20 protein-coding genes and 1 other annotated feature are annotated in these 24,307 nt (G+C 31.8%); of the genes, 8 read left to right on the top strand and 12 right to left on the bottom strand.

The window, feature by feature from the left end; translation table 11 throughout:
* Nucleotides 1-56: 56 nt before the first annotated feature.
* Nucleotides 57-767 carry a 2,3,4,5-tetrahydropyridine-2,6-dicarboxylate N-acetyltransferase gene (gene dapD / locus BN1075_RS11900; protein WP_040193361.1) on the top strand — a complete coding sequence of 237 codons (711 nt, stop codon included), beginning with the start codon at nucleotides 57-59 and terminating at the stop codon, nucleotides 765-767.
* A 95-nt stretch (nucleotides 768-862) separates the two neighbouring features.
* Here dapD and BN1075_RS11905 read toward each other — a convergent pair whose 3' ends face one another.
* Nucleotides 863-1,591, bottom strand: coding sequence for a single-stranded DNA-binding protein (locus BN1075_RS11905; protein WP_040193363.1), 729 nt, complete (start codon nucleotides 1,589-1,591; stop codon nucleotides 863-865).
* 249 nt (nucleotides 1,592-1,840) lie between these two features.
* Nucleotides 1,841-2,599 carry a polysaccharide deacetylase family sporulation protein PdaB gene (gene pdaB, locus BN1075_RS11910; RefSeq protein ID WP_040193364.1) on the bottom strand — a complete coding sequence of 253 codons (759 nt, stop codon included), beginning with the start codon at nucleotides 2,597-2,599 and terminating at the stop codon, nucleotides 1,841-1,843.
* A gap of 280 nt (nucleotides 2,600-2,879) precedes the next feature.
* Between pdaB and BN1075_RS11915 the strand changes: the two genes are divergently transcribed.
* A complete protein-coding gene (locus tag BN1075_RS11915; RefSeq protein WP_040193365.1) occupies nucleotides 2,880-3,404 on the top strand; it encodes a DUF4364 family protein in 525 nt (174 codons plus the stop codon).
* Nucleotides 3,405-3,419: 15 nt separating this feature from the next.
* On the opposite strand, the gene BN1075_RS11920 is transcribed toward BN1075_RS11915, so the two are convergent.
* The 3 genes from BN1075_RS11920 to BN1075_RS11930 all read right to left on the bottom strand — a co-directional run bounded on the left by BN1075_RS11920 (nucleotide 3,420) and on the right by BN1075_RS11930 (nucleotide 8,463).
* Nucleotides 3,420-4,304, bottom strand: coding sequence for a YncE family protein (locus BN1075_RS11920; RefSeq protein WP_040193366.1), 885 nt, complete (start codon nucleotides 4,302-4,304; stop codon nucleotides 3,420-3,422).
* 85 nt (nucleotides 4,305-4,389) lie between these two features.
* Nucleotides 4,390-5,691, bottom strand: coding sequence for a bifunctional folylpolyglutamate synthase/dihydrofolate synthase (locus BN1075_RS11925; RefSeq protein WP_040193367.1), 1,302 nt, complete (start codon nucleotides 5,689-5,691; stop codon nucleotides 4,390-4,392).
* A gap of 129 nt (nucleotides 5,692-5,820) precedes the next feature.
* Entirely contained in the window at nucleotides 5,821-8,463 is a 2,643-nt protein-coding gene (locus tag BN1075_RS11930; RefSeq protein WP_040193368.1) for a valine--tRNA ligase, read from the bottom strand.
* 202 nt (nucleotides 8,464-8,665) lie between these two features.
* Nucleotides 8,666-8,884 (bottom strand) — a binding site (T-box leader).
* A gap of 233 nt (nucleotides 8,885-9,117) precedes the next feature.
* On the opposite strand from BN1075_RS11930, the gene BN1075_RS11935 reads away from it, so the two are divergent.
* On the top strand, nucleotides 9,118-9,474 hold the full coding sequence (locus BN1075_RS11935; protein ID WP_040193369.1) for a tetratricopeptide repeat protein: 357 nt from the start codon (nucleotides 9,118-9,120) through the stop codon (nucleotides 9,472-9,474).
* A 69-nt stretch (nucleotides 9,475-9,543) separates the two neighbouring features.
* Here BN1075_RS11935 and BN1075_RS11940 read toward each other — a convergent pair whose 3' ends face one another.
* The 3 genes from BN1075_RS11940 to BN1075_RS11950 all read right to left on the bottom strand — a co-directional run bounded on the left by BN1075_RS11940 (nucleotide 9,544) and on the right by BN1075_RS11950 (nucleotide 13,199).
* On the bottom strand, nucleotides 9,544-10,734 hold the full coding sequence (locus tag BN1075_RS11940; RefSeq protein WP_040193370.1) for a transglutaminase domain-containing protein: 1,191 nt from the start codon (nucleotides 10,732-10,734) through the stop codon (nucleotides 9,544-9,546).
* A 205-nt stretch (nucleotides 10,735-10,939) separates the two neighbouring features.
* A complete protein-coding gene (recX, locus tag BN1075_RS11945; RefSeq protein WP_040193371.1) occupies nucleotides 10,940-11,872 on the bottom strand; it encodes a recombination regulator RecX in 933 nt (310 codons plus the stop codon).
* Nucleotides 11,873-11,951: 79 nt separating this feature from the next.
* On the bottom strand, nucleotides 11,952-13,199 hold the full coding sequence (locus BN1075_RS11950; RefSeq protein ID WP_040193372.1) for a M16 family metallopeptidase: 1,248 nt from the start codon (nucleotides 13,197-13,199) through the stop codon (nucleotides 11,952-11,954).
* 367 nt (nucleotides 13,200-13,566) lie between these two features.
* Here BN1075_RS11950 and BN1075_RS11955 point away from each other — a divergent pair, with 367 nt between their 5' ends.
* The 4 genes from BN1075_RS11955 to BN1075_RS11965 all read left to right on the top strand — a co-directional run bounded on the left by BN1075_RS11955 (nucleotide 13,567) and on the right by BN1075_RS11965 (nucleotide 18,438).
* Nucleotides 13,567-15,135: a DEAD/DEAH box helicase gene (locus tag BN1075_RS11955; RefSeq protein WP_040193373.1), complete on the top strand. Its 1,569-nt coding sequence runs from the start codon at nucleotides 13,567-13,569 to the stop codon at nucleotides 15,133-15,135.
* Nucleotides 15,136-15,414: 279 nt separating this feature from the next.
* Nucleotides 15,415-15,480: a hypothetical protein gene (locus BN1075_RS22515; RefSeq protein ID WP_081911582.1), complete on the top strand. Its 66-nt coding sequence runs from the start codon at nucleotides 15,415-15,417 to the stop codon at nucleotides 15,478-15,480.
* Nucleotides 15,481-15,707: 227 nt separating this feature from the next.
* Nucleotides 15,708-16,778, top strand: coding sequence for a WG repeat-containing protein (locus BN1075_RS11960; RefSeq protein WP_040193374.1), 1,071 nt, complete (start codon nucleotides 15,708-15,710; stop codon nucleotides 16,776-16,778).
* A 67-nt stretch (nucleotides 16,779-16,845) separates the two neighbouring features.
* Nucleotides 16,846-18,438: a WG repeat-containing protein gene (locus BN1075_RS11965; RefSeq protein ID WP_040193375.1), complete on the top strand. Its 1,593-nt coding sequence runs from the start codon at nucleotides 16,846-16,848 to the stop codon at nucleotides 18,436-18,438.
* Nucleotides 18,439-18,647: 209 nt separating this feature from the next.
* Here the strand turns inward: BN1075_RS11965 and BN1075_RS11970 are convergent, their stop codons facing one another.
* From BN1075_RS11970 to BN1075_RS11980, 3 genes are all read right to left on the bottom strand, one after another.
* Nucleotides 18,648-20,240 carry an ATP-binding cassette domain-containing protein gene (locus BN1075_RS11970; RefSeq protein ID WP_040193376.1) on the bottom strand — a complete coding sequence of 531 codons (1,593 nt, stop codon included), beginning with the start codon at nucleotides 20,238-20,240 and terminating at the stop codon, nucleotides 18,648-18,650.
* Nucleotides 20,241-20,525: 285 nt separating this feature from the next.
* A complete protein-coding gene (locus BN1075_RS11975) occupies nucleotides 20,526-21,356 on the bottom strand; it encodes an SDR family NAD(P)-dependent oxidoreductase (protein ID WP_040193378.1) in 831 nt (276 codons plus the stop codon).
* Nucleotides 21,357-21,575: 219 nt separating this feature from the next.
* Nucleotides 21,576-22,340: an ATP-binding protein gene (locus BN1075_RS11980; protein ID WP_040193562.1), complete on the bottom strand. Its 765-nt coding sequence runs from the start codon at nucleotides 22,338-22,340 to the stop codon at nucleotides 21,576-21,578.
* A gap of 183 nt (nucleotides 22,341-22,523) precedes the next feature.
* On the opposite strand from BN1075_RS11980, the gene BN1075_RS21595 reads away from it, so the two are divergent.
* On the top strand, nucleotides 22,524-22,688 hold the full coding sequence (locus tag BN1075_RS21595) for a chorismate--pyruvate lyase (protein WP_148315498.1): 165 nt from the start codon (nucleotides 22,524-22,526) through the stop codon (nucleotides 22,686-22,688).
* 76 nt (nucleotides 22,689-22,764) lie between these two features.
* Here the strand turns inward: BN1075_RS21595 and BN1075_RS11985 are convergent, their stop codons facing one another.
* Nucleotides 22,765-24,108: an MATE family efflux transporter gene (locus tag BN1075_RS11985; protein ID WP_040193379.1), complete on the bottom strand. Its 1,344-nt coding sequence runs from the start codon at nucleotides 24,106-24,108 to the stop codon at nucleotides 22,765-22,767.
* Nucleotides 24,109-24,307: the final 199 nt, after the last annotated feature.

The raw sequence follows: 24,307 nt of genomic DNA on the forward strand, positions 1-24,307 counted from the left end.
ATAACCTATAGGTGAATATAAATTAATTGTATAACGTGACGAAAGGAGTTCAAAATATGGAATACAATTTTACTGATCCTTATGAAATTGCTAGATTTATAAAAGAATCTAAAAAGTCTACACCTGTTAAGGCCTATATCAGCGGTGATTTAAAAGATTGTAACTGCGAAAAAATAGATTGCTTTGGTGAGGGAAACTTTTACGTTTTATTTGGAGACAATACTGAAATATCAAACTTCATAGAGGAAAATAAAGAAAAAATACATAACTTCAGACTTGAGTCTGACAGAAGAAATTCAGCAATACCAATGCTCGATACTAGAAGCTTAAATGCAAGAATTGAGCCAGGTGCAATTATAAGAGACAGAGTTTCAATCGGTAACAACGCAGTTATTATGATGGGTGCTGTAATAAATATTGGTGCTGAAATCGGTGATGAATCTATGGTTGATATGAATGCTGTAATTGGCGCTAGAGGAAAGCTTGGTAAAGGAGTTCACCTTGGAGCTGGTGCTGTAGTGGCTGGAGTATTAGAACCACCAAGCAAATCTCCATGTGAAATAGGAGATCACGTACTAATCGGTGCCAATGCTGTTATCCTTGAAGGTGTAAAAATCGGAAACAATTCAGTAGTTGCAGCTGGCTCAGTTGTTACTGAGGACGTTCCTGCAAATGTTGTTGTTGCTGGAACACCTGCAAAAATAATAAAAAGTGTTGACGATAAAACAAAAGCTAAAACTGAGATTTTAGCAGATCTAAGAAAATAAACTTTTTATTTTTTCGTTAAAATAAAAAGTTAGCGTATTAAATATCTTTATAATAAATAAAGCTACTATGAATTTCTCATAGTAGCTTTATTATATTAAATTACTTCATTAACAACTTCATTTTCAGCATTGCTTACAGATGTTTCTGCGTCCACTGCTTCGTCTTCATCCACTCTTCCAATTACCGCTATGTTATTTCTATTTTCATCAGTAACCCTTTCCATCTTGGAAATTGATACTTCATATGCAACCTTTTTAACTACTTCAGTATCAGAAATCTTCTTTTGATATTCTCTACTTTGTAGTCTTCCCCATACTCTAATATTATCTCCAACTTCTAAACTCTTGCAGAATCTTGAATTTCTTCCCCAAGCAATTGTTGGAATATAATCTGATTTGTTATAAAGTCTATTTACAGCTAATAGCATGTCTGCTATCTCTCTACCAAATGGTGTTGTTCTATAAACTGGAGCCTTGCAAATGTATCCATCAAGGAAAATTTGATTTGGATTTTTGCCTCTTTCCTTAAGTTCACGAATATCTCTTGCAAATACAGTTAAGATTAATCTATTTGATCCATCTACAAACTTATTATAAGATCTAAGTTGTCCATCAACAACAAGTTCGCTGCCGATGCTTACATCTATTCCAGCAATAAGTCTTTCTGAAACTGTTATTACTAGCACATCTGATGTGTCGCTAAGTCTTGAAACCTCAAATTCAAAATTATAAAATCCCTCTCCATACATTTCATGGCTAAATGTTAAATCTGAAATTACTTTTCCTTCTAGGTAGATTTTGTTATTAAACATATTATTATCCATGGTAACCCCTCTTCCCTTGGTTTTTTGTTAAAATTTACTATAATTTATATTCAAGACTCTTGAAAATATAACTTACAGCATCGAAATCTTTTATACTTTTTTCGTTGGTTTATATCCCCGTTAATTAATTATAGAATAATTGTCTAAATTTTACAACATTTTATTTTAATTTTTTTTAATTTTATTAATATAATATTTTTTAAATCTAGGTGGCATTTTCCATTTCATAACTTGTTTTTAAATTTATTACTATTTCTGGTTTTGTCTTCCTTCATGATCCAAAAAATAATTATCTTTATAAATCAAATCAGACACTGTCACAAACTCATAACCTTCGCTTTGATATTTCTCAATTATCCTATTTAAATTCTCTGGAGTATACTTACCATCACTATGAAAAAGCAAGATAGAGCCTTCCCTGGCCTTACTCACTACTCTATCATATTCAACCTGCTGACCTAACGCCTTCCAATCCACGCTATCAACATCCCATTGAACAGATTTTAATCCCATTTCTTCAACTGTTGCTACAGATAAATCATTATAAGAACCAGATGGAAATCTAAAAGTTTTCGGCATTTCACCTGTTAATTCAAATATTTTTGCATTTGCAATTTCAACATCCTTCATAATCGCTTCCTTAGATATCCCTGCATAATCTGGATGTTTATTTGAATGATTACCAATCTCATGCCCTCTGCTATAAATCTCCTTAACTTGCTCTGGATAATCATCGCACCATAATCCAATAATATAAAAAGTTGCCTTAACATTATATTTATCCAAAATATCAAGTATTTCCTTTGTTTTATCCTCCCCCCAATTTACATCAAAGGTAATACTCATTTTTTTCTCAGTTGTATTCACTGAATATATGGGCAGTTTTTTATTAGCTGGCGCAAAAGTCTCCTTATAAACGGTTCTTCCCAATAGGCTTACCCCCATAACAACAATCAATAAGCCTAATATACTAACTGCTTTTATTTTTAGTTTCCTCTCTTTATCCATATTCCTCCAACCAGAATCTTACTTTCTATAGAAATATATTCAGCCTGCCTAAATATATGCCAAGTCATATATTTTAAAAGCCATTCATTTTTGACAATAATATGTTATAATAATAAAGAAACTCTTCTCATTATATATTTGAAAGAGTATATCCAATTAACTAAATCAAAGTTTTAGAATATAACTTAAGTAAATTCCTTCTAATATATTATTTGATTTAGCATTTTACTTAAGGATTATTATTGTATTTTTATATACATAGTTTAAAGGAGGTACATTAATGTTTGATAATTCTTTGAACTTAGCAGAAAAGAAACTTCTATTGTTATATATTATAGATAAGATTGACTTACCTATCTCAAATATACAGCTTACAGAAATCGTGCTAGAAAATAATTTTATAAACTATTTTACACTTCAAGAATACATTGATGAACTTATATCTTCTAATTTAATTATAAAGGTTAATCAAAATGAAAAAGATAGGCTTACTATTTCTAGTAAAGGCAAGGAAGTTCTATCATTATTTAAAAATAGGCTGTCTGATGAAGATATAAACAAATTAAATACCTACATAGGTGTAAAAATGAATTTAATAAAAAAAGAAGCAACAATATCAGCTGACTACACTATCGAAAACGGAAATAGTTACGTAGTAAGCCTTAGTGCTTCTGAAAACAATATTCCCTTAATGGAAATCAAGGTTACTGTTGCTTCAAATAAACAAGCCAGAGAGCTCTGCACCAAATGGAAGGCAAACCCCTCTGACTTATACACAAAGATTATAAAGGTATTAAGTGAATAATCTATAATACCTACCCTATGTGATTATCATTCCCGTTGGCTGCCCGCCTAGCGGAATGATTTTTTTTTCATTATTATTTTTCTTATTAATCTTAATTAAAAGATCATTATAGCTGTCACCCACATAAATGTAATTTTCATCACAAATTATTCCTCTAGGCATACCACCACTTCTTATGTTATCTACATTTTTTAATCTTCTTATATCAATAACTGAAATAGAACCATCTCCATAGTTTGCAACATAACAACACTGCTCATCACAATACATGTCAAAAGGACAATTTCCTACTGATATTCTTTGAACAAGCTTTCTGTTCTTACTAGAAAAAACACTAATTCGCCCCTTCTCCATACTTCCCATACAGCTTTCACAAACAAGTATATAATCACCATCAACAGTGAACAATGCCTTTGTTGGTGATGGTCCAACTTTAATCTCTGTAATATCATTTCCATATAAAGCATCAAATATTGTTATACTGTCATCTCCTTGATTGGCTACCACAATTTCATTAGTACGTGTACAAATATCAATGCTATGCGGTGAATCTCCACACGGAATAATTTCCACAATCTCTTCTCTGTTTAAATCAAAGTTAACTACATTGTTTGAATCACCACAAATAATATATAAATGATTTCCATGAGCACATATATCCCTGCAATATCTACCTAAATAAAACCCTTTAACGCTATTATCTTTTAAATTCACAACCGACACAGATCCATCGTAACAATTAGAAGTGAATAGAAGGTCCCCTTGAAGGTAAACACCATGAGGACCTACTTTACTACTGTTAACGCCTATTAACTTTATGGTTTCTTCAACTTCAAACTTATCCACATTCACCTTATCAACTAGATCCTGCGTTGTATTACATACATATAAGTACCTCATCGGATTCCCTCCCCTCACACTTTATAATATGAAGAACAGGGAATTTGTGATACGAATTTATAAATTATATTATTAATGACGGATTTTATTTGTTTCTAACAATTTTTCTCATATCTCCAACCATATATAAAGAACCAGATATAACGAGCATATCCCCTTCTTCACAATAGCTTAAAGCCTTCTCATAAGCTTTTTCATAATCCATTACAGCTTCACAGTTATCATTATATAAAAGAACCTTTCTCATTAAGTCTTCTGAAAGCTCTGCTCTTTCACTATGAGGCGTTACAGCAATGACTTTAGATGCTTTAGGGCAAATTGTCTGAACCATTTCATCTACCTGCTTATCTGCAAGAATACCTAAAATAAGTATCATCTTATTATATTCAAAATATTTATTAATGCTTTCTGAAAGCTTATTTATTCCATCAATATTATGAGCTCCATCTATTACAACTAATGGATTCCTTCTCATTATCTCTAATCTTCCTGGCCATCTAACCAGCTTTAATCCACTCAAAACAGCCTCTTTTGTTATCATAACCCCCATCTCCATAAGTGCTTCACAGCAATTAATAACCACATTACAGTTCTGTACCTGATGTACCCCTAAAAGTGCTAACTCAACATAATAGGTATCCCTTTCTGTTACAACCTTAAGCTTTTGAGTAATCTGACCATCAGAGCCTTTTGAAACACCTTCAAACTCCCCATTCTCTTTAACCACCTTCACAAGTGGCGCTGATTTACTTTCACATATATCCTCTATAACCCTTGTAACACTATCCTGCTGTGGATATAAAACTACCTTAGTATTCTCTTTTATAATTCCACCTTTTTCAAAGGCAATTTTCTCTATGGTGTCACCAAGAATCTGCACATGATCAAGGCTAATAGAACCAATAACTGAAAGCTCTGGCTTAATAACATTAGTAGAATCCAGTCTTCCTCCTAGTCCAACCTCCACAACAGCAAAATCAACATTATTTCTTTCAAAATATAAGAACCCTGCACAAGTTATAATTTCAAACTCTGTTGGATTGCCATAATCCCCTTCAATAACCTTCTCAACAGCCTTTGAAACCTCTGTAACTATCTCTGCTAAGTCATCCTTAGGAATATTTTCATTATTAATCTGCATTCTCTCTTCAAACTCTTCTATGTATGGTGAAATGTAACAACCAACCTTGTAGCCACTTTCCACTAAAATCTTAGTGATCATAGCTGTAGTTGACCCCTTACCATTAGTTCCTGCAATATGTATAGTTTTAATTTTTTTATGTGGATTTCCTAAGTACTCTAAAATCTTCTCCGTTCTCTCTAAGCCAAGCTTGCTACCAAACTTAGCCGTATCCTTTATATAATTAATAGCTTCTGTATAATTCATATCAAAGCCTCCATAAATCAGATTTCCTTCTTAATTTTAACTCATAACAAATATTTAAACAATTGAAAGATAAATAACAAATTAATAAAAGCTCCATTCATAACCGAATGGAGCTCTTATCATTAACTATTATTGTAATTTAGCTATACTTTCAAGAACTGAGTTATACATTTCTTTGTACTTCTCACCCTTAGCTTTTTCTTCTTCAACAACTGCTGCTGGAGCTTTTGATACGAATCTTTCGTTAGAAAGCTTCTTCTCAACTCTGTCTATCTCAGCTGCTAATTTTTCTTTTTCTTTATTTAATCTTTCAAGCTCTTTTTCTGCATCAACAAGCTCTAGAAGAGGCATGTAGATTTCTGCACCTTTAGAAACTACAGTTACAATGTTTTCTGGAGCTTCTTCTTTAGCGCTAAGGATTATTACCTGGCTTGCAGAAGCTAGCTTCTCAAAGTAAACTTTACCTTCTACGAAAGCATCTGCTGCTTCTGTTGCGAAGATATAAGTTGTTGCTTTTCTTGAAGGTGGTACGTTCATTTCTGCTCTAGCGTTTCTTGTGTTTCTTATTGCGTCAATGATGTAGTTCATGTATTCTTCAGCTTTCTTGTCTTCAAGAGCTGCATCAAATTCTGGCCATTTAGCAATTGTTATAGATTCTGTTTCCTTGCTTAAGTGAGTGTAGATTTCTTCTGTGATGTATGGCATTACTGGGTGAAGTAATTTTAATCCATCAACAAGAACCTTGTTAAGAACATTTAAAGTTACACCTTTAACTTCTTCATTTTCACTGTATAGTGATGGTTTTGCAAGCTCTATATACCAGTCACAGAATTCAGTCCATAGGAAGTCATGAACCTTTTGTAATGCTATTCCTATTTCAAACTTCTCTAAGTTCTCAGTAACCTCTTTAGTTACATCGTTCATTCTTGATAAAATCCATTTATCAGCTATAGAGTAGTTTTTACAGTCTTTATATTTTTCCATTAAAGCTTCGTCAGAGTACATCATAACGAATCTTGAAGCATTCCAAATCTTATTTGCAAAGTTTCTTGCAGCTTCAACTCTTGATTCATAGAATCTGATATCGCTTCCTGGAGCATTTCCTGTTGCAAGAGAGAATCTTAAAGCGTCTGCTCCATAGTTATCTATAACTTCTAGTGGGTCTACTCCATTATCTAGAGATTTAGACATCTTTCTTCCTTGGTCATCTCTAACCATTCCGTGGAAAAATACTGTATCAAATGGTCTTTCTCCCATGTTGTAAAGTCCAGAGAATATCATTCTCGCAACCCAGAAGAATATGATATCTCCACCTGTAACTAGTGTACTAGTTGGATAGAAGTATTTAAGATCTTCTGTGTTTTCTGGCCAGCCTAGTGTTGAGAATGGCCATAAAGCTGAACTGAACCAAGTATCAAGTACGTCACTTTCCTGCTCTAAGTTTGTGCTGTTACACTTGCAGCAGTGAGTTGGAGCTTCAACTTGAACGTTTAATTCTCCACAATCTTTACAGTACCATACTGGTATTCTGTGTCCCCACCATAATTGTCTTGAAATACACCAATCTTGGATGTTTTCCATCCAGTTGTAGTAGATTTTTTCAAATCTTTCAGGTATGAACTTTATTTCTTTTTCTCTAACAGCTTTTATTGCTGGTGCTGCAAGAGGATCCATTTTAACATACCATTGTTTAGAAAGCATTGGCTCTATTGTGCATCCACATCTATCATGAGTTCCAACATTGTGGCCGTGGTCTTTAATCTTAACAAGAAGACCTTGCTCTTCTAAGTCTTTAACCATTAATTTTCTAGCTTCATATCTATCTAACCCAGAATATTTTCCATAACCTTCAGAAATAGTTCCGTTTTCTTCAAGAACAACGATTTCTGGAAGGTTATGTCTCTTACCAACCTGGTAATCGTTAGGATCGTGAGCTGGAGTAATCTTAACACATCCAGTTCCAAATTCCATATCAACATACTCGTCAGCAACAACTGGTATTTCTCTTCCTACTAGTGGGAGTCTTAATTTTTTACCTATTAAATGAGCATATCTCTCATCATTAGGGTTTACAGCAACTGCTGTATCTCCAAGTAAAGTTTCTGGTCTTGTTGTTGCAATCTCAACAACTTCATCGCTTCCTATAACTGGATAATTGATGTGCCAGAAATGTCCATTTTGCTCTTCGTACTCTATCTCTGCATCAGAAATAGCAGTCATACATTTTGGACACCAGTTAGTTATTCTGTTTCCTTGATATATTAATCCATCATTATATAATTTAACGAAAACTTCTCTTACTGCTTTACTTAAGTTTTCATCCATTGTGAAGGCTTCTCTTGTGAAGTCTGCAGAACAACCCATCTTCTTAAGCTGCGTTCTGATTCTTTCTCTATATTCTCCAGTCCACTCCCAAACGTGTCCTAAGAAAGCTTCTCTTCCAATTTCTTTCTTGTTGATTCCTTTTGCAAGAAGAGCTTTTTCAACTCTTACTTCTGTAGCGATACTTGCGTGGTCTTCACCTGGAAGCCATAACGTGCTGTACCCTTGCATTCTCTTCGTTCTAATTAAGATATCTTGAAGAGTGTTATCAAGTGCGTGGCCAAGGTGTAATTGACCTGTTATATTTGGTGGCGGCATCATTATTGAATATGGCTTTTTATTTTTATCCACTTCTGGAGTAAAGAAACCACTTTCTTCCCACCACTTATATAATCTGTCTTCAAACTCTTTTGGATCATAATTCTTTGCTATATTTTTGTTTTCTTCCATTTTGAATCCTTCCCTTCTATGATTTATACTTTCTGAAATTACCTTTGTTTAATCACTTTAAATGAAGCTCCTTCTCATCTTAATTCGAAAGATTAAGTTAACGTTTGCCAAATTATAAATTTGTACGTTAACTTATGAAACTCCACTTCATATTCACTTAGTAATTATCACTAAAAAATGAATAAAAAAAAGCGCTATCTCCCCAAAGGACGACAGCGCGCGTTACCACCTTTATTCCTCAAGACTAATCTTAAGGCTCTCTTAATTTTAACGATGGAGGACCACCGTCTTCAGCTACTTTAATTTCGCCGAAGCAGCTCCGAAGCTACCTTCAAAATACTTCCTATAGAAAACCTTTCAGCCTATGGATTTTCCTCTCTAAATATTCCCTATTTCTACTCCTCTTCATCACAGCCAATTTATATAATGTATTTATTCATTTATTATATGCACTTAATTTATTTTTGTCAACATGGTTTTATCCTCAATTTAACCTTCTTATCTAATTATTTTTCCAATTTTCCAAATTTTTATACCGCAATCGTATATTATTCTATATTTTGGAAAATACTTAGATATAGAAATCACTCTTATGAATCCTTATCCATAAGGGTTACTTCGAGTGTCACTTTAAAATAATAGGAGGTATTTTCCTTGAACTATTTTACAAAAGCCAATGATTTATATAAAATTAAAGACTATGAAAATGCAATTCAAATGTATCAAAAATCAGCAGAGCTCAAAGAATTTGAAGCACCTTCCCTCTATAACTCTGCTGTATGTTTCATAAAGTTAAAGGACTATAAATCGGCTCTTCCTCTTATTTATAAGGCCTTAGAGCTTCGTAAGGAAAGCAAGTATTTTTTTAATTTAGCATATTGTTACGTAATGCTTGGAGATAATCCTAAAGCTCTTCATTATTTTAATACTGCTTGGACTCTTGATAATACTGATGATGAATGCGAAAAGGCCATTGACCTTATACTTTCAAAGTATAAGAAATCAAGTTAATATAAACCACCCCACCCTAAAAGCCGACTATCTGCTTTAAACTGCTAATAGTCGGCTTTTAATATACATTTATTTAAACCATTCTCCTGCTATCTTTCTGCCCATATGATCAGCATTAAAAATATCACTATCAAAGTACTTGCCGCCACCATAAAAAGTCGGGTCAACACCTATCCATTCATCACGATCTTTGATATAAACCTCATTCCATGAATGGCTAATCCACTCAATTCCATTATAACCTTCTCCAACAATTAATCTTACTGGAATTCCATTAGCTCTGCACATAGCTACATAGAGGCATGCATAATCAAAGCACACGCCCTTCTTTGTTTCAAAGGTATTGATGGCACCAGAATCAATCCCCACTGGAACTTTATTCTGCATAACTTCAGTAGCCTTATCATCATCATACTCGATATTCATTCCTACCCAGTCGTAAAGAATTCTTGCCTTTTCATAATCCGTTTCACAATTCTTCGTTAGCTTTAATGCCATTTCATCTATCTCTTCATTAGATCTTATACCTTCATCTAGAGTAACCCCGTTATAATATATCAACCCTTGAAGATATCCATCTACAGTCTCAACCACATTCTCATTAGAGTTAACAATTCTAAAGGAATCCTGCAAAATATTTGGAAAGTTTTTTGCCATATCTGATTCTAAAAGAGGCTCAATAATACTTTCATTCATATAGCCATAGACTTTGGAATCATTTAATTTTGCACTTAAGCCTTCATTATTTAAAAACGGTTCGGTATAACTAAGAAGGGCAGTCAAAATTAATATATAACAAATCCCTTTTGGCACCTGAAAAAGTCCCCCTAACAGCATTCTTGTTCCTCTTCCCTTATTTCTAAGCCATCTATCAATACCATCTGAAAGAGGATATAGAACAATTCTATTAATTAACTCAATTCCCCACTTGAAAGTTTGATATAAAAACAAAAATACTATTAAAAAGATTGCTCCAACAAATAATTTTGATTTTGTAATAAGAAAAACAAATGAGGCTGAAATATTTTTAGATAAGTACTCCATAAGTCCATACTTATCTAAATTAACTACATCCCTTACCAATAAAGCAGTTAAAACTATTGCAAGTAGCATTGCAATTGATGATAAAACACTTTTTAAAGTTGTTACCATACTTCTGCTTTTAAGTTTAAAAATAACCCCCATTAATACAGGGTAAATAAATGCAATTACAAGTATTAATGAAATTACATTTATGTTGCTTTCCTCTAGGAACTTCACCTGTCCACCTCCTTAAGTGATACTCCAAAAATGATACTCCAAAAGTGACACTCCAAATCTTTGATCTGGCAAGTGGAACTTTCACAGCGTGCATCTATGATTGGATTGGTAGAAGTTGATTGAGAGTCTAAATCTATGATTTAGTCACTCGAACTTACTCTGTAAGAGTACTCCTCTGAATGAATATGAAGAGGGGTTTCATAAATTAATATTCCTCTTCTATCCCGTCAGTCAATCTGTTGATTACCGATTTTATTTCACTGTAACTATATCCTTTTCTAAAAAGAAAATCCTGTAACTTTCTTTTTTGCTTCAACTTATCACTTTCTGTTCTACACAGCTTCTCATATCTTTTCTCTGCCAGACTGTATAGTTCAGCTTCTCTTTCTTCTTCAGAATCACCATTTTTTTGTTTTTCAGTTTTTAAATAAATGCTATTCCCATAAGTTATCTCTTCAACTGTTGCTTCCTCTAAGCACCCATCTACCTCTTTATACTGCTCCTTTAAAGGTATAATCTCCAACTTATCTATAACAGATTTTACTGTATCGTATCCATACCCTTTAGATAATAGAAAGGTGTTTAGTTTAGTTTTTATCTTCCAAAGATCCCTTTCATTTTTACAAAGTACAGCACATCTCTTTTCTGCAAGCTTTAAAGCAGTGTTATATTCCTCTTCACTAGGAATATCATCTAAAGTCTTAACAATAATCTCTTCTCCTATTCCCCTTTGCATAAGTTTATATTTAATATTATTTTTCCCTTGGGATCTGATATTTTGAGTAGCATATGCCTTAGCATAATATGTATCATCAATAAATTTGTATTCCTTTAAAAATTCAACTACTCTATCTATAACTGACTCTTCATATTCTCTTTTTTCTAGATACTCTCTAACTTGATGTTCACTTCTAAGAGAGGCTTCTAAGTATTTTAAAGCTTTAGTCTTTCCAGTAATATAATTATCCTCAAGAATAAGCTCCTTAAGTTCATCAACATTTACCTCTTTACCCTTGCTTAAATTATGGTAATAAACAAGTTCACTGCTGCATCCAAAAGCAAACTCCTCATTAATGAATATATTAACTCTATTTTCTTTTTTCTTTTGAGCTTCAATTTTCGTAATAATCTTCTTCATAACTTATCTTCCTTAATTAAAGACATATGGTATAGACAACTCTTCGCCTAAATACTATATGCCTTTACCCCTAACTATCTTATTCTTTATGGCATAACAGCACATGGACAGTCGGTCTGTTTAAAACCTTCCTCGCCACATTATATAAATCTTTTGCCTCAATGGTATTTAACCTTTCCATATCTTCTGTAAACTGATACAGTTCTTCCTTATCCATAGCTTGGTGGAGAATATAGTTACCTAAATCAGTAGAATCTTCTAAGGTTGATGCAATTGCTGTTTTAAATACTTTTTTCATTATATTAATAGTATTATTGTCAAATACAATTATTTCCTCTTTAATTCTTTCTATGCAGCTGTCAATAGTTTTTATTGCATCATCAACATCTTCCGGTGCAACCGCCGCATAAATATATAAGGATTTTAAATTTGTTGTTAAATCCATGCTTGTATAAATATCATAAGCAAGCCCTTTATCTTCCCTAAGCTCCCTGAATAATATAGAGTTTGAGCTTTCTCCAAACTTGTGATTTAGAACTCTTAATGCTAACTCTTCTTTCTTTGTTAAATCCTTAAATGTATACAGATATAACACAGTACTTTGTTCCATGTTGTCTCTATGAGTTATTTTAAACTTTTCCTTATTTTGCTCAAATTCAAGTACTGCTTTTTCTACTGTTTTTTGCTCCCATGCTCCAAACCATCTTTCAACTATTTCTATTATTTTTTCATGCTCAAAGTCAGAAACTATGGTAATCACTGTATTGTTAGGAACATAAAACTTATTATAGTAATTGGTAATCATTTTTTTATTTATTGTTCTAACAATGGCTTCCTTACCTATTACATCTACCTTTAACGGACTATTGGTAAAGGCCATATCATTAATTTTCTGGAATGATAAATCCTCCACATCATCCTTGCTACTTCTAAGCTCTGCAAGAATAACGCCCCTTTCCTTTTCAATATGCTCTTCATTAAAGGTTGGATGCTGTAATAAATCCGCCAAATATTCTAAGCTGTTTTCTAACTCTTCGTTTAAAGTAGTTGTATTAAAAACTGTTGAAGTATAATCCGTATACGCATTATATTCACCACCTAAACTTTCTAAAGCTGCATTCAGCTCTTCATTAGTTCTATTTATTGTTCCTTTAAACAGCATGTGCTCAATAAAATGAGAGATTCCTCTTTCTTTTTTCTCCTCACATACTGCCCCAACTTTAACTCCAATATTTAAAGATGCCAGCTGTGTTTCTTTTTTTATAGTTATAAGCTGTAATCCATTGCTCAAATATGTTTCAACTGTATCAAATAAATTTTTCTTCATATAAACTCCTTAACGCTTAATCTAAAGCTTCAATTTCTTACCCAAGTATATATATTTGAATATATATCTACACATACTATATAATATATGATTTTTAATAAATAAAATAGAGTTTTATATTACAACTTTAATGGATAACTAAATCTTTGACTTACTTTACGTTGAAGTTAAAGGAGATTTTAAATCTTTAATTTAACTCCTAGAACTTACACTTAAAGTATTGCTTCTAAATAAATATGAGGTAATTTACATCTTAATTTTATTCACATATAACAATAGTAGAAAAACAACTTTCTATTTGCTATTATATATATACTATGATACTATTAGATGTATTTAAAGAAAACAGAGAAGAGGAATATAATAAATGGGAAAAATTAAATTTGAAGAACTTGGTTTAAAGGAGTCAATATTAAGATCTATTCAAGACTTAAACTTTGAGCATCCTAGTGATATACAAGAAAAAAGCATTCCAGTAAGTTTACAGGGTAAAGATATAATAGGTCAAGCACAAACAGGAACAGGTAAAACCCTTGCCTTTGGTGCTCCAATATTAAGTAATATGGGTCCTAAAGGTGGAGCAGTTCAAACTCTTATATTAGCTCCAACAAGAGAATTAGCTATACAAGTTAGTGAAGAGTTAGCAAAATTATGTACTTATGAAAAGTATAAAATACTTGCAATTTATGGTGGTCAATCTTTTGACAGACAGCTTAGTGCTTTAAAAAGAGGAGTAGACATCGTTGTTGGAACTCCAGGAAGAATATTGGACCACATCAACAGAAGAACATTAAAACTACAAAACGTTAAGTTCTTAGTTTTAGATGAAGCTGATGAAATGTTAAACATGGGATTCATTGAGGATATAGAAAGCATTCTTTCTAACCTAAGTGAAGAAAGACAAACACTTTTATTCTCGGCTACAATGCCAAGACAAATCAAAAATCTTGCTAAGAACTACATGAAGAAGGATCTTGAACATATAGCAATAGCTAAAAAAACTATGACTGTATCAAAAATTCATCAATCATACTTCTTAGTAAATCCATCAAATAAATTTGATTCACTTTGCAGAATCTTAGACGTTGATAATCCAACTTCAGCAATCATGTTCTGTAAAACTAAAAAAGGTGTAGATGAAGTAGTTGATGCTTTACACGGTAAGGGCTACAGTGTTGAAGGCATGCACGGAGATATGAAGCAAAGCCAAAGAATGAATACTTTAGCTAAATTCAAGAACGGAAGCCTTCACTTCTTAGTTGCGACTGACGTTGCTGCACGTGGAATTGACGTTGAGAATGTAACTCACGTTATAAACTACGACCTTCCTCAAGACATCGAGTCTTACGTTCACAGAATCGGAAGAACTGGAAGAGCAAACAGAGAAGGTATAGCTTACAACTTCGCAACAAGAAAAGAAGTTTCTTTCATTAGACAAATCGAGAACCATACAAAAGGTAAAATTGTTAAGAAAGAAATTCCTACTTTAGCTGATATATTTTCTGCTAAATCAGGAAGCTTACTTGAAAACATTGCAAATGTTCTTCAAGAAGACGCTTATGCTACTTTCATGCCAATGGCTAAAGAGCTAATTACTGAATACGGCGCTGAAGATGTTGCTGCTTCTTTATTAAAACTTATGTTTGATAAAGAGTTAAACTGCAACTACACAGAAGAAACTCAAGAAGTTGAAGATACTACTAGATTATTCTTATCAGTTGGTAAATTAGATAGAGCTAGAGCTAAGGACATAATAGAATTCTTAGACAATACTGCAGGGGTTAAGGGAAAAGAAATCGGAAGAATTGATATCCTTGATAAATTCTCTTTCGTAGACGTTCCTGCAAATCTTGTTGATACTATCCTAAGCAACTCTAAAGGAAAAATGTTCGGTAAGAGAAAAGTAAATATCGAAATATCTAATAAAAGAAGATAATATATTGGAGACACAGCATAGAATTTTATGCTGTGTTTTTATTTGTCATTTGCATGTAAATTATTTGTATAAATTCATATTATTACTTATAATGTAAGTAATAATACTTTCTTTGGAGGTGCAATAATAATTAAATTTTTTCATGTTTTATACTTTTCCCCTCTTAATTATTCTTATATTTTTTCTTTAACTGCCTGTAAAAGTAACTTCAAAATTTATTAAGATGCATTAGATTTTCATGATGGCTTTGCAGCAGTTAAACAAAATACCCTCTATGGTATTATTGATACTTATGGAAATATATTCTTAGAACCACTCTATAAAAAAATCACGTACTTCTCTTAATAACAAAATAGGAGTAATAAATTGGGACGAAACTCTTTCTATTCCTCCTCAATATGAAAATATATAGACCCCTAATATTGATGAATCTATAATAGCCTTAAATAATAACGATAAATACGGATTTATAAATCTAATCGATAATAAAATAATCGAGCCTAAATAACAGTGGTTTTATATAAATACTGATGGATATTGATTAAAGTAGAGTTATTTAAAGGAGGATAACTATGAAAAAACATACTAAAATATTTATAGGTTTAATTTTACTAATTGCAGCTGCTGCACTATCTTCAAAATTCTATAAAAATGAAAAAACTCTTGTATTTGAAGACGCTTATCCTTTTTTAGATGATTTAGCCTGCGTAAGAATAAATGGAAAATATGGATATATAAATAAATCTGGCGAAGTAGTTATTCAGCCTGCTTACGATAGTTCAAGTTTCTTTTTAGGAGGTTTCAGCATTCAGACTAAGGGAAAATTAAAAGGATGTATTGATACAAACGGAAATGTAGTAATTCCATTTGAATATGAAGAGATAGATTTCTCAAACACTCCATATTTCTCTGTAAAAAAAGAGGGAAAATATGGCTGCATAAATACAAAAGGAGAGATTATTATTGAACCCTCCTTTGCTTTTGGATCAAGCTTCACACAAGGTGTTGCCCCAGTTATAATTGATGAAAATACTTATGAGACTGTTTATATAAATGCTAATGGTGAAATAGTAGATTTTGATGAATACGGAAAAAGCATTGCTGCAATGATGTCAAAATATTGGCCAGAATCGGCCAGCTTTTACCCATCATATTATCTAAACAAAGATTCAAATCAAAGGGCTATGGCAATAGACCGTGAAGGAAAAATTCTATTCAAAACTATTTATGATGATATATCTATGCCTGAACACAACATGGCACTTGTAAATCTTAATGGAAAAGTTGGATGCATCAATGAAAAGGGAATAGAAATCCTGCCTCCATTATATGAAGATATTCAAATAGCTTATGAAAACAAATTAGTAATCAAAGAAAACGGTAAATATGGAATAATTGATATCTTTAGAAATGAAATATTGCCATTAAAATATGATGATATAAAAAGTTACGACTCTAAACTTGCTCTTGTTAAGCTTAATGGTAGATGGAGCTGCTTAAACTTAGAAACTAATGAACTGAAGGAAAATGTTTATGATAATGTCTATTCATATCTAGATATTCCTTTCTTAGGATTTCCAATACCAGTACAAAAGAATGAAGTATGGTTTTATATAGATGAAAATGGAGAAATACTTTTTTAAATAATTAAACTGCTACTTATTTTATTGATTTTTTCATTTAATATTTATATCTAAAGGAGGTTTATTTGTGAAGCTAATTTATAAGTTTCTTGCTCTTACAATGTTACTTATCTCCCTAGTGTTTTTAATCTCATGCTCAAAGGATGAGAAAACCTTAGAATTTGAGGAGGCCTCTACTTTTAGTGAGGGTGTTGCTATGGTAAAAATTGATGGTCTCTACGGTTATGTTGATAAAAACTTCAATGTAGTTATTCCCACAATTTATGAAGATGGTGATAGCTTTCATGATGGAAAAGCTAAAGTAGAAAAGGATGGCTACAGTGGAATAATTAATAAAAATAATGAAGTTTTACTTCCCTTTGAATATGATGAAATTATTGATTATCTTAACAAGAATATTTTTGTAAGAAAGGATGGAAAGTGGGGAATCCTTGATGAAAGTTATAATGTAATTTGCCCCTTCCAATTTGATCAGCTACTAAGTCCAAATGGAGATTATGTAGCAATGCTTAAAGATTTTAAATGTGGTTATATTGACCTTGATGGCAATGTGGTTGTTGACTTCAATTACAGCAGTATTTATCATGAATACTTTAAAGTTAACGGTAATGAAACTCCTATTTTTATAACTCAAGACGGTATGAGGTTTGGATACATATACCCTGAAAAGAATATATCTGTGGAACCAACCTATGACACTATTTATCCCTCTCCCTTTCATGAAATATTAATTATAGGTAAGGATGATAAGTTTGGTTTTATAGACCTTGCTAATAACGTTACTATAGCACCAAAATATGATTCCTCTTTCCAATTTGAAAAAGAAGGAATTGCTTTAGTTTGTGAAAATGGAATCTACAATCTAATTGACACCAATGGAAAGGAACTTATCCAAAATTCAAGTTACACCGATGCAGTTCCTTCCTTGTCTGAAGGTTTAATTCCCCTTAGAAATGATAAGGGTTATTGCTATATTAATTATTCTGGTGAAGTTACAATTCCAGGACCTTTTACTAGTGCAGAATCCTTTAATGCTGGTTTAGCCATTGTTATGTCTGGCTATCAGTATGGTATCATTAATACTAAAGGTGAATATATTTGTGAACCAATCTATAGAGCAATAGCTACTAACCATTATGACGAAAATAACAAACCAATTATTACTGCTTCTTATTCTGAAGAAACTAAGTTTAATACAGCCTGCTATTCTTACGATGGAAATTTACTATTTGATACCCCCTATGATACAATTCAGTTTTATAGTTATTTGAATAATGATATAGGAATTGTTTATGATGGTGGTAAATATGGCTGCATCAATAACAGAGGCATAGAAGTAATTCCTGTGAAATATACTAAATTATCTCCAATTTATTCATCAAAAAATTTATTTATAGTCCAAAACTCTGACTATAAATATGGAATAATTGATACCCTGGGACAGGAAATTCTCCCTTTCTCCTATGATAAAATTGAAGAAAGCCTCGGTGACTTACTTACTATAAAAGCGAATAATAAATATGGTTTCTATAATATTAAGACACATACCTTAGTTGAACCTACTTATGATGAAATTTGCTCTTATGATGAGGAAAATGTAATTGTCCGCAATGGTCAGAAATATATTTATCTTAATAGTGATGGTGTTCCTCTAACATAAATTAATATGGAAATCATTTATTAACACTTCTGGTACGTGCCTTACTAATGAATTGATTGTTTTTATGAGATACAATTTCCTAATTCTAATCTTATTCCTAGTAACATAGGATACCTTATAAATAAACTTAAATAATTAAAGGTTGTATCAATGAGATTTTTTTCCTTGATACAACCTTCTCTTATATAAAAAATTTAATTCTATATTATCTAACTAAAGCTATATACCATATCAAATTCATTTTCTTTAGCCTCATTTAATACATGGGTAATCATTATGATGGTACAATCCTTTAAACTTAGTATCTCATCTTCCAAAACTCTAGTTGTTTCATTATCTAAGTTTGCTAAAGGTTCATCCAATATCAAAATATCTTTCTCCCTTAATAAAGCCCTAGCAATAGACAACCTCTTAGCCTCTCCCCCTGATAAAGCAGCTCCTCCACTTCCAATTATCATATTTAAAGAATCTTTATTTGCAAACTCATGCATATTAAGCCTTTCAAGGACCTGAAATATCCTTTCATCCGAAATATTTTCATACATGGTAAGATTATTTCTTAAGGTATCCTTAAAAATAAAATTATCCTGTCTTACCACCGAAACATGGTCATAAATATTATTAATTTGCTGTATATCCATGTTATCAATAAAAATTTTACCTTCGTCTGGTTTGTAGTATTTCAAAAATAAATTCATTAAAGTTGTCTTTCCAAATCCACTTTTCCCCTTAATAATATACTTCTTTCCTTTTTCAAACTTCATTGAAATCCCCTCAAATATAGGTTTACCTTCTTCATAAGAAAAGCTTATATTATTAAAGTCTATACTTTCCTTAAAATTGTTAATACATACTCCTTCAGATTTCTCTAAATCTTTATCCTGACAATACTCAACAAGGTTTTTATTTAAATCCTTCACTGAAATTATGCCTTGTATACATCCCGAAATAGCTATAATAGGATAACTTAATTGATCTATCATATTTACAGCAATAAAAAATTCTCCTGGATTAAATTCTCCAGCAAAAACTAAGTAAGCTGAAAAAGCTACGACTATAAAATAGGAAAAATAAGACATACATGCTGAAATTGTTCTAACCAAGGACTGAGTGTTAGCACTAACATAACTACTCTTCATTGCCTTACTATTTTCAGAAACAAACTTTTCTCTTATCTTCTCTTCAATTGAAAAATTCTTTATTAACTCAAAGCCCTGTAAATAGTCATTAAGCTTCTCTAAAAAACTCTCCATATTCTTTAAAAAACTATTTTTACAGCGTTGCAACCTCTTTTCTGCCAGTTTAGGAATATATAATGGCATTGTTAAAAGAGCAAAGGTTATGATCGCCAGCTTAGCATTAAGAAAAATTAAAGCAGTTGAAACAAATATAATTTTCATAATAAACATTATAAGCATTGTAATACACGTAAAATAATCGTTTTTTATAGTTTCAACCTCGTTAGTAAATTTTGAAACATATTCTCCTATGCTATTTTTGTTAAATTGTGTGTAATTTCTTTTAAGTGTAGCCGAATACAAATCTTCCTTTAAGTCTTTAACACATAAATAACTAAATTTATTGTTTGAAATAAACTCAAAATACATGAAGATTATCTCCAAAATTATAGCCCCGAGAAGGAACATGCCTTTATACAAAGCTTGTTTTCCAACTCCAGCAATAGCTAGGTTTAATAAATCTCCTTTTAGAAATTGAACTCCAATTGCTGCAGTATTTTCTACTAGCAATACGACCACAAATATAATTATCACAATTAAATTTTTTCTTATATATTTTTTCATTTTTATATCCTCCTGCAAACTAAATTAACTATTAAATATTTAATCTAACTGCAGCACAAAGGATAATATTTTTGTTGTTTCATTTTTAATACTTCCCTTGCAATGCAATTATTGAGAAGTATTATTACGTAGTTTAATCACTAAAATCACCACCAAACCTTAATACATTTTTTTCCTTATACTTATTATTTTACCATACCATTGTTAAAACACCTACAGTAAAAAATCCATGATAAAAAATATCATGGATTCTCTTTAAATTATGTTCTATATTGAATTTAATAATTAATATGCAGTATATCCACCATCACTCATAATTATAGAACCAGTAATGTGACTTGCTTCATCACTAGCAACATATAAAATAGTAGCTGCTTGTTCTTCTGACGTAGCAGATCTTTTTTGTAACGTTTCAGTTTTTCCACCTATCATAGTTTCAGACTTTGCTTCTTCTAACGACTTTCCTGCTGCCATAGCTGCTCCTAATTTAGTTTTAACTTCCATAGAACTTCTGTCAGATAGTGGTGTTGCAGTTCCTGCCGGTGATACTGAATTGCAACGAATATTAAACATAGCTAAATCATTAGCAACAGCCTTTGTTAATCCATTTAATCCATGCTTTGATGCAACATAAGCACTTGATCTATAAAAACCAGTGCTTCCTGCAATTGAAGATACATTTACTATAGAACCACCTATTTTATGATTAATCATATTTTTTGCAGCTTCCCTACAACAATAAAAAGCTGAGTTTAAGTTTGTATTAACAACATTAAGCCATTCATCAGTTGATAATTCATCAATTCTTTCTCCATGACCAACAATTCCTGCGTTATTGATGACAACATGAATCTTCCCTACTTTATCAGACACCACCTCAAAAAGCTTTATAACATCATTTTCCTTTGAAACATCTGCTTGAAAAAACATTGCATTGCCACCATTATTTATTATCTCACTAACTACAGCTTGACCTCTTGCTTCATTTCTTCCTACAACAATTACATAAGCTCCTTCTTTTCCTGCTCTTATACATACTGCTCTTCCTATACCAGACGTTCCCCCAGTTACAAGTACATTTTTACCTTCAAATCTCCCCTCAAAATAGCCCTTCATAACACATCACCTCATTGATATTTTTTTAACAATTCCAGTGTAGCACCTATTACTTTTTTTATCAACAATGTCAATATATTAATATTCAGAAAACATTTTTTGTGATAATACACTGTGTAATTTTCTCTTTTTGGGTGATTCAATCATATGAAATGCAGCAATAATTTCCTCTAAAGAAAAAAAGACTAAACCACACCTGTGATTTAATCTTTGATTTTATTAAATTATTTGTCCACCTGTGCTTATAGTAACCTCTTTATAATTCACAATAATTCCACATTTAAGCATTGCACCTTTAACTGCCCCTACAATACCTGAGCAGCATGGAACCTCCATACGAACTACAGTTATACTTTTTATTTCATTCTTACTTAATATTTCCACCAGTTTTTCCTCATAAAACTTATTATCATCAAGCTTAGGACATCCTATCAAAGTAATTTTATCCTTCATGAAGTCCTGATGAAAGCTTCCATATGCATAGGCTGTACAGTCAGCTGCAATAAGAAGATCTGCTCCTTTTAAATATGATGCTACTGTATTTACAAGTGCTATTTGAATAGGCCACTGTCTTAATTCAGAAGTGTTTTTCATTGAAACTGTTTCTTTAACCGTAGCTTTCCCGCCAACTGTTAAATTAAGAACACTTTGTTTTGGTCTTTCTATGACTTTTGCTACTGTACCTGGACATCCACATGGTAGCTTTTCTGCTACTTCTTTACCTGTTACTTTTTCATCTTGTTCAAGCTGCTTTATTCTAGCCTGAACTGCATCATCATCATATTCCTCTGCTTCCCTTTGAATCATTTCTATAGCATCTGTTGGACAATTTGGTAAACAATCACCTAATCCATCACAATATATATCACTTATTAACTTTGCTTTTCCATTTACTAGTTCTATTGCCCTTTCATGACAAGCAGTAACGCATATACCGCAGCCATTACATTTTTCTTCATGTATTTTTATAATATTCCTTTTCATATTCATCCTCTCGCCCCTTACATTCTCATATTTAAGCCTTTATTTTATTTAATTATATTAAGAATTTAATAAATTGTATGTATCATTTGTTACCAAACTTATATAATTGTATTTAATTCATTTACTTTATAGCATACTAGACTATATAATATTTTTATTAACTAAGTTTAAGGAGTGTTTATAATGATACCAATAAATTACGTAGTAATATCCTTTGATGGAGATTATGCAATTCTAAGAGATGAAAACAACAATGAAAATAGAGTTGCCATTGCCTTACTTCCAGATGGAATCAGAGTTGGCACTAAGTTACTTTTTGAATGCTTTGAATATAGTATAGTGGAATAAATAAGAATGGACAGCAGCCTTAAGCTTCTGTCCATTCTTATTTTAACTTATATATATATATTTATATTTGTTATATCTAAATTAAAGCTTTATTTCTCCAAGTTCCTTTCTTCCATCTGATATAAAATATCACCGCTCTTATACACTCATCCAGCATCATAGCAATCCAAACTCCAGCAATACCCCAGCCAAGACCTATTCCAAAAATATATGCTAAAAATGTTGCTATAATCCACATGGATAATATTCCAATAAAAATTGGGAATTTTATATCACCTGCAGCTTGCATTCCTCTAACAAGAACCATATTAAATGCTCTTCCGATCTCTAAAAAGATATCAATAAATAATACTAACTTCCCTAACTGTAAAACTTCTTTATTAGATGTAAATATTCCTAGTAAACTGTCACTGAATAAAAATAGCAATGCAGCTATTATTATTGATGATATAACTGCAGGTTTTAAAGTGCCTAAAACCATTTTAGAAGCTTCTTCCTCTTCACCAGCACCCATTAAATATCCTACTCTAATTTGGTTTGCTTGCGATACTGCAGAAGCAAACATATATGTAAACCATGCAAGAATTGTTACATAAGACCTCACCTTTACAATATTTGTCCCCATCATATTTACAAAAGTTAAAATAACCATTTGAGATGCATTATAAGAAATTGACTCTCCTCCTGCTGGAAGACCAATAACCATAAGTCTTCTAAATGTGGCTTTAGGAAATGGGAACATATACTTCATTGATACATTTCCCTTAATCTTCTTTTTAAACATATATATAATTACAATAACACCAATCAGCCTACTTACCACACTAGAAATGGCAACCCCTGCGATTCCCAGCTTCGGAAGTCCAAACATTCCATATATTAAAATAAAATTTCCTAGAATATTGATTAGATTAACCATAGCAGAAATATACATTCCCTGCTTCATAAGTCCATTGCTTCTAAATATGGCTGCATAGGTCATAAAATTTCCTTGAAGAAATATTCCTCCCCCAATTATATTCATATATAATTTTGCATCTGCTAAAAGCTCCATAGGAAGCTTTATTAAAGCAAATATGCTATCACTAAATAAAAATAAAAAAATACTTATAACTATGCTAAAGGCTAAATTCGAAAATACTGCTACAGAGTATATTTCTGAAATTTTATTATACCTTTTCGAACCTAAATACTGTGATACTAATATGGTAGCTGCCATAGTCACCACACTAAAAGTTATTACTAATACATTCATTATTTGATTTACATTTCCTATGGCTGCCACCGCATTTTCCGAAACCCTACTAATCATTATCTGATCCACATTATTTACAAGAATCTGTAGTACTAGCTCTATAAATATAGGCCATGTAAGCATAAATAAGGATGTTTTTTTGTCTATGCTACCTGTTCTTTCCATTGTCCATCCTCCTTTTTATATTTATATGGAAACTCCTTTTCATATAAATATAAAAAGGCGTAAGATCAACTTTCCAAATCACACATACCCTTTAGGGCATAGATTGGGCTGTTCACTTATGGGTTGTACATATTTAATCTCATACTAGATTAAGCTTATAGCTTTCTCCTGTCAATACTTAGTTCACTGATGACGTATA

It is taken from the genome of Clostridium culturomicium, from assembly GCF_000821305.1.
Lineage (GTDB): Bacteria > Bacillota > Clostridia > Clostridiales > Clostridiaceae > Clostridium_J > Clostridium_J culturomicium.

What these genes read in the sequence shown, in the direction of transcription:
- dapD (WP_040193361.1), top strand. Translation starts at nt 57, where the DNA reads ATGGAATACAATTTTACTGATCCTTATGAAATTGCTAGATTTATAAAA.
- BN1075_RS11905 (WP_040193363.1), bottom strand. Translation starts at nt 1,591, where the DNA reads ATGGATAATAATATGTTTAATAACAAAATCTACCTAGAAGGAAAAGTA.
- pdaB (WP_040193364.1), bottom strand. Translation starts at nt 2,599, where the DNA reads ATGGATAAAGAGAGGAAACTAAAAATAAAAGCAGTTAGTATATTAGGC.
- BN1075_RS11915 (WP_040193365.1), top strand. Translation starts at nt 2,880, where the DNA reads ATGTTTGATAATTCTTTGAACTTAGCAGAAAAGAAACTTCTATTGTTA.
- BN1075_RS11920 (WP_040193366.1), bottom strand. Translation starts at nt 4,304, where the DNA reads ATGAGGTACTTATATGTATGTAATACAACGCAGGATCTAGTTGATAAG.
- BN1075_RS11925 (WP_040193367.1), bottom strand. Translation starts at nt 5,691, where the DNA reads ATGAATTATACAGAAGCTATTAATTATATAAAGGATACGGCTAAGTTT.
- BN1075_RS11930 (WP_040193368.1), bottom strand. Translation starts at nt 8,463, where the DNA reads ATGGAAGAAAACAAAAATATAGCAAAGAATTATGATCCAAAAGAGTTT.
- recX (WP_040193371.1), bottom strand. Translation starts at nt 11,872, where the DNA reads ATGAAGAAGATTATTACGAAAATTGAAGCTCAAAAGAAAAAAGAAAAT.
- BN1075_RS11950 (WP_040193372.1), bottom strand. Translation starts at nt 13,199, where the DNA reads ATGAAGAAAAATTTATTTGATACAGTTGAAACATATTTGAGCAATGGA.
- BN1075_RS11955 (WP_040193373.1), top strand. Translation starts at nt 13,567, where the DNA reads ATGGGAAAAATTAAATTTGAAGAACTTGGTTTAAAGGAGTCAATATTA.
- BN1075_RS11960 (WP_040193374.1), top strand. Translation starts at nt 15,708, where the DNA reads ATGAAAAAACATACTAAAATATTTATAGGTTTAATTTTACTAATTGCA.
- BN1075_RS11970 (WP_040193376.1), bottom strand. Translation starts at nt 20,240, where the DNA reads ATGAAAAAATATATAAGAAAAAATTTAATTGTGATAATTATATTTGTG.
- BN1075_RS11975 (WP_040193378.1), bottom strand. Translation starts at nt 21,356, where the DNA reads ATGAAGGGCTATTTTGAGGGGAGATTTGAAGGTAAAAATGTACTTGTA.
- BN1075_RS11980 (WP_040193562.1), bottom strand. Translation starts at nt 22,340, where the DNA reads ATGAAAAGGAATATTATAAAAATACATGAAGAAAAATGTAATGGCTGC.
- BN1075_RS21595 (WP_148315498.1), top strand. Translation starts at nt 22,524, where the DNA reads ATGATACCAATAAATTACGTAGTAATATCCTTTGATGGAGATTATGCA.
- BN1075_RS11985 (WP_040193379.1), bottom strand. Translation starts at nt 24,108, where the DNA reads ATGGAAAGAACAGGTAGCATAGACAAAAAAACATCCTTATTTATGCTT.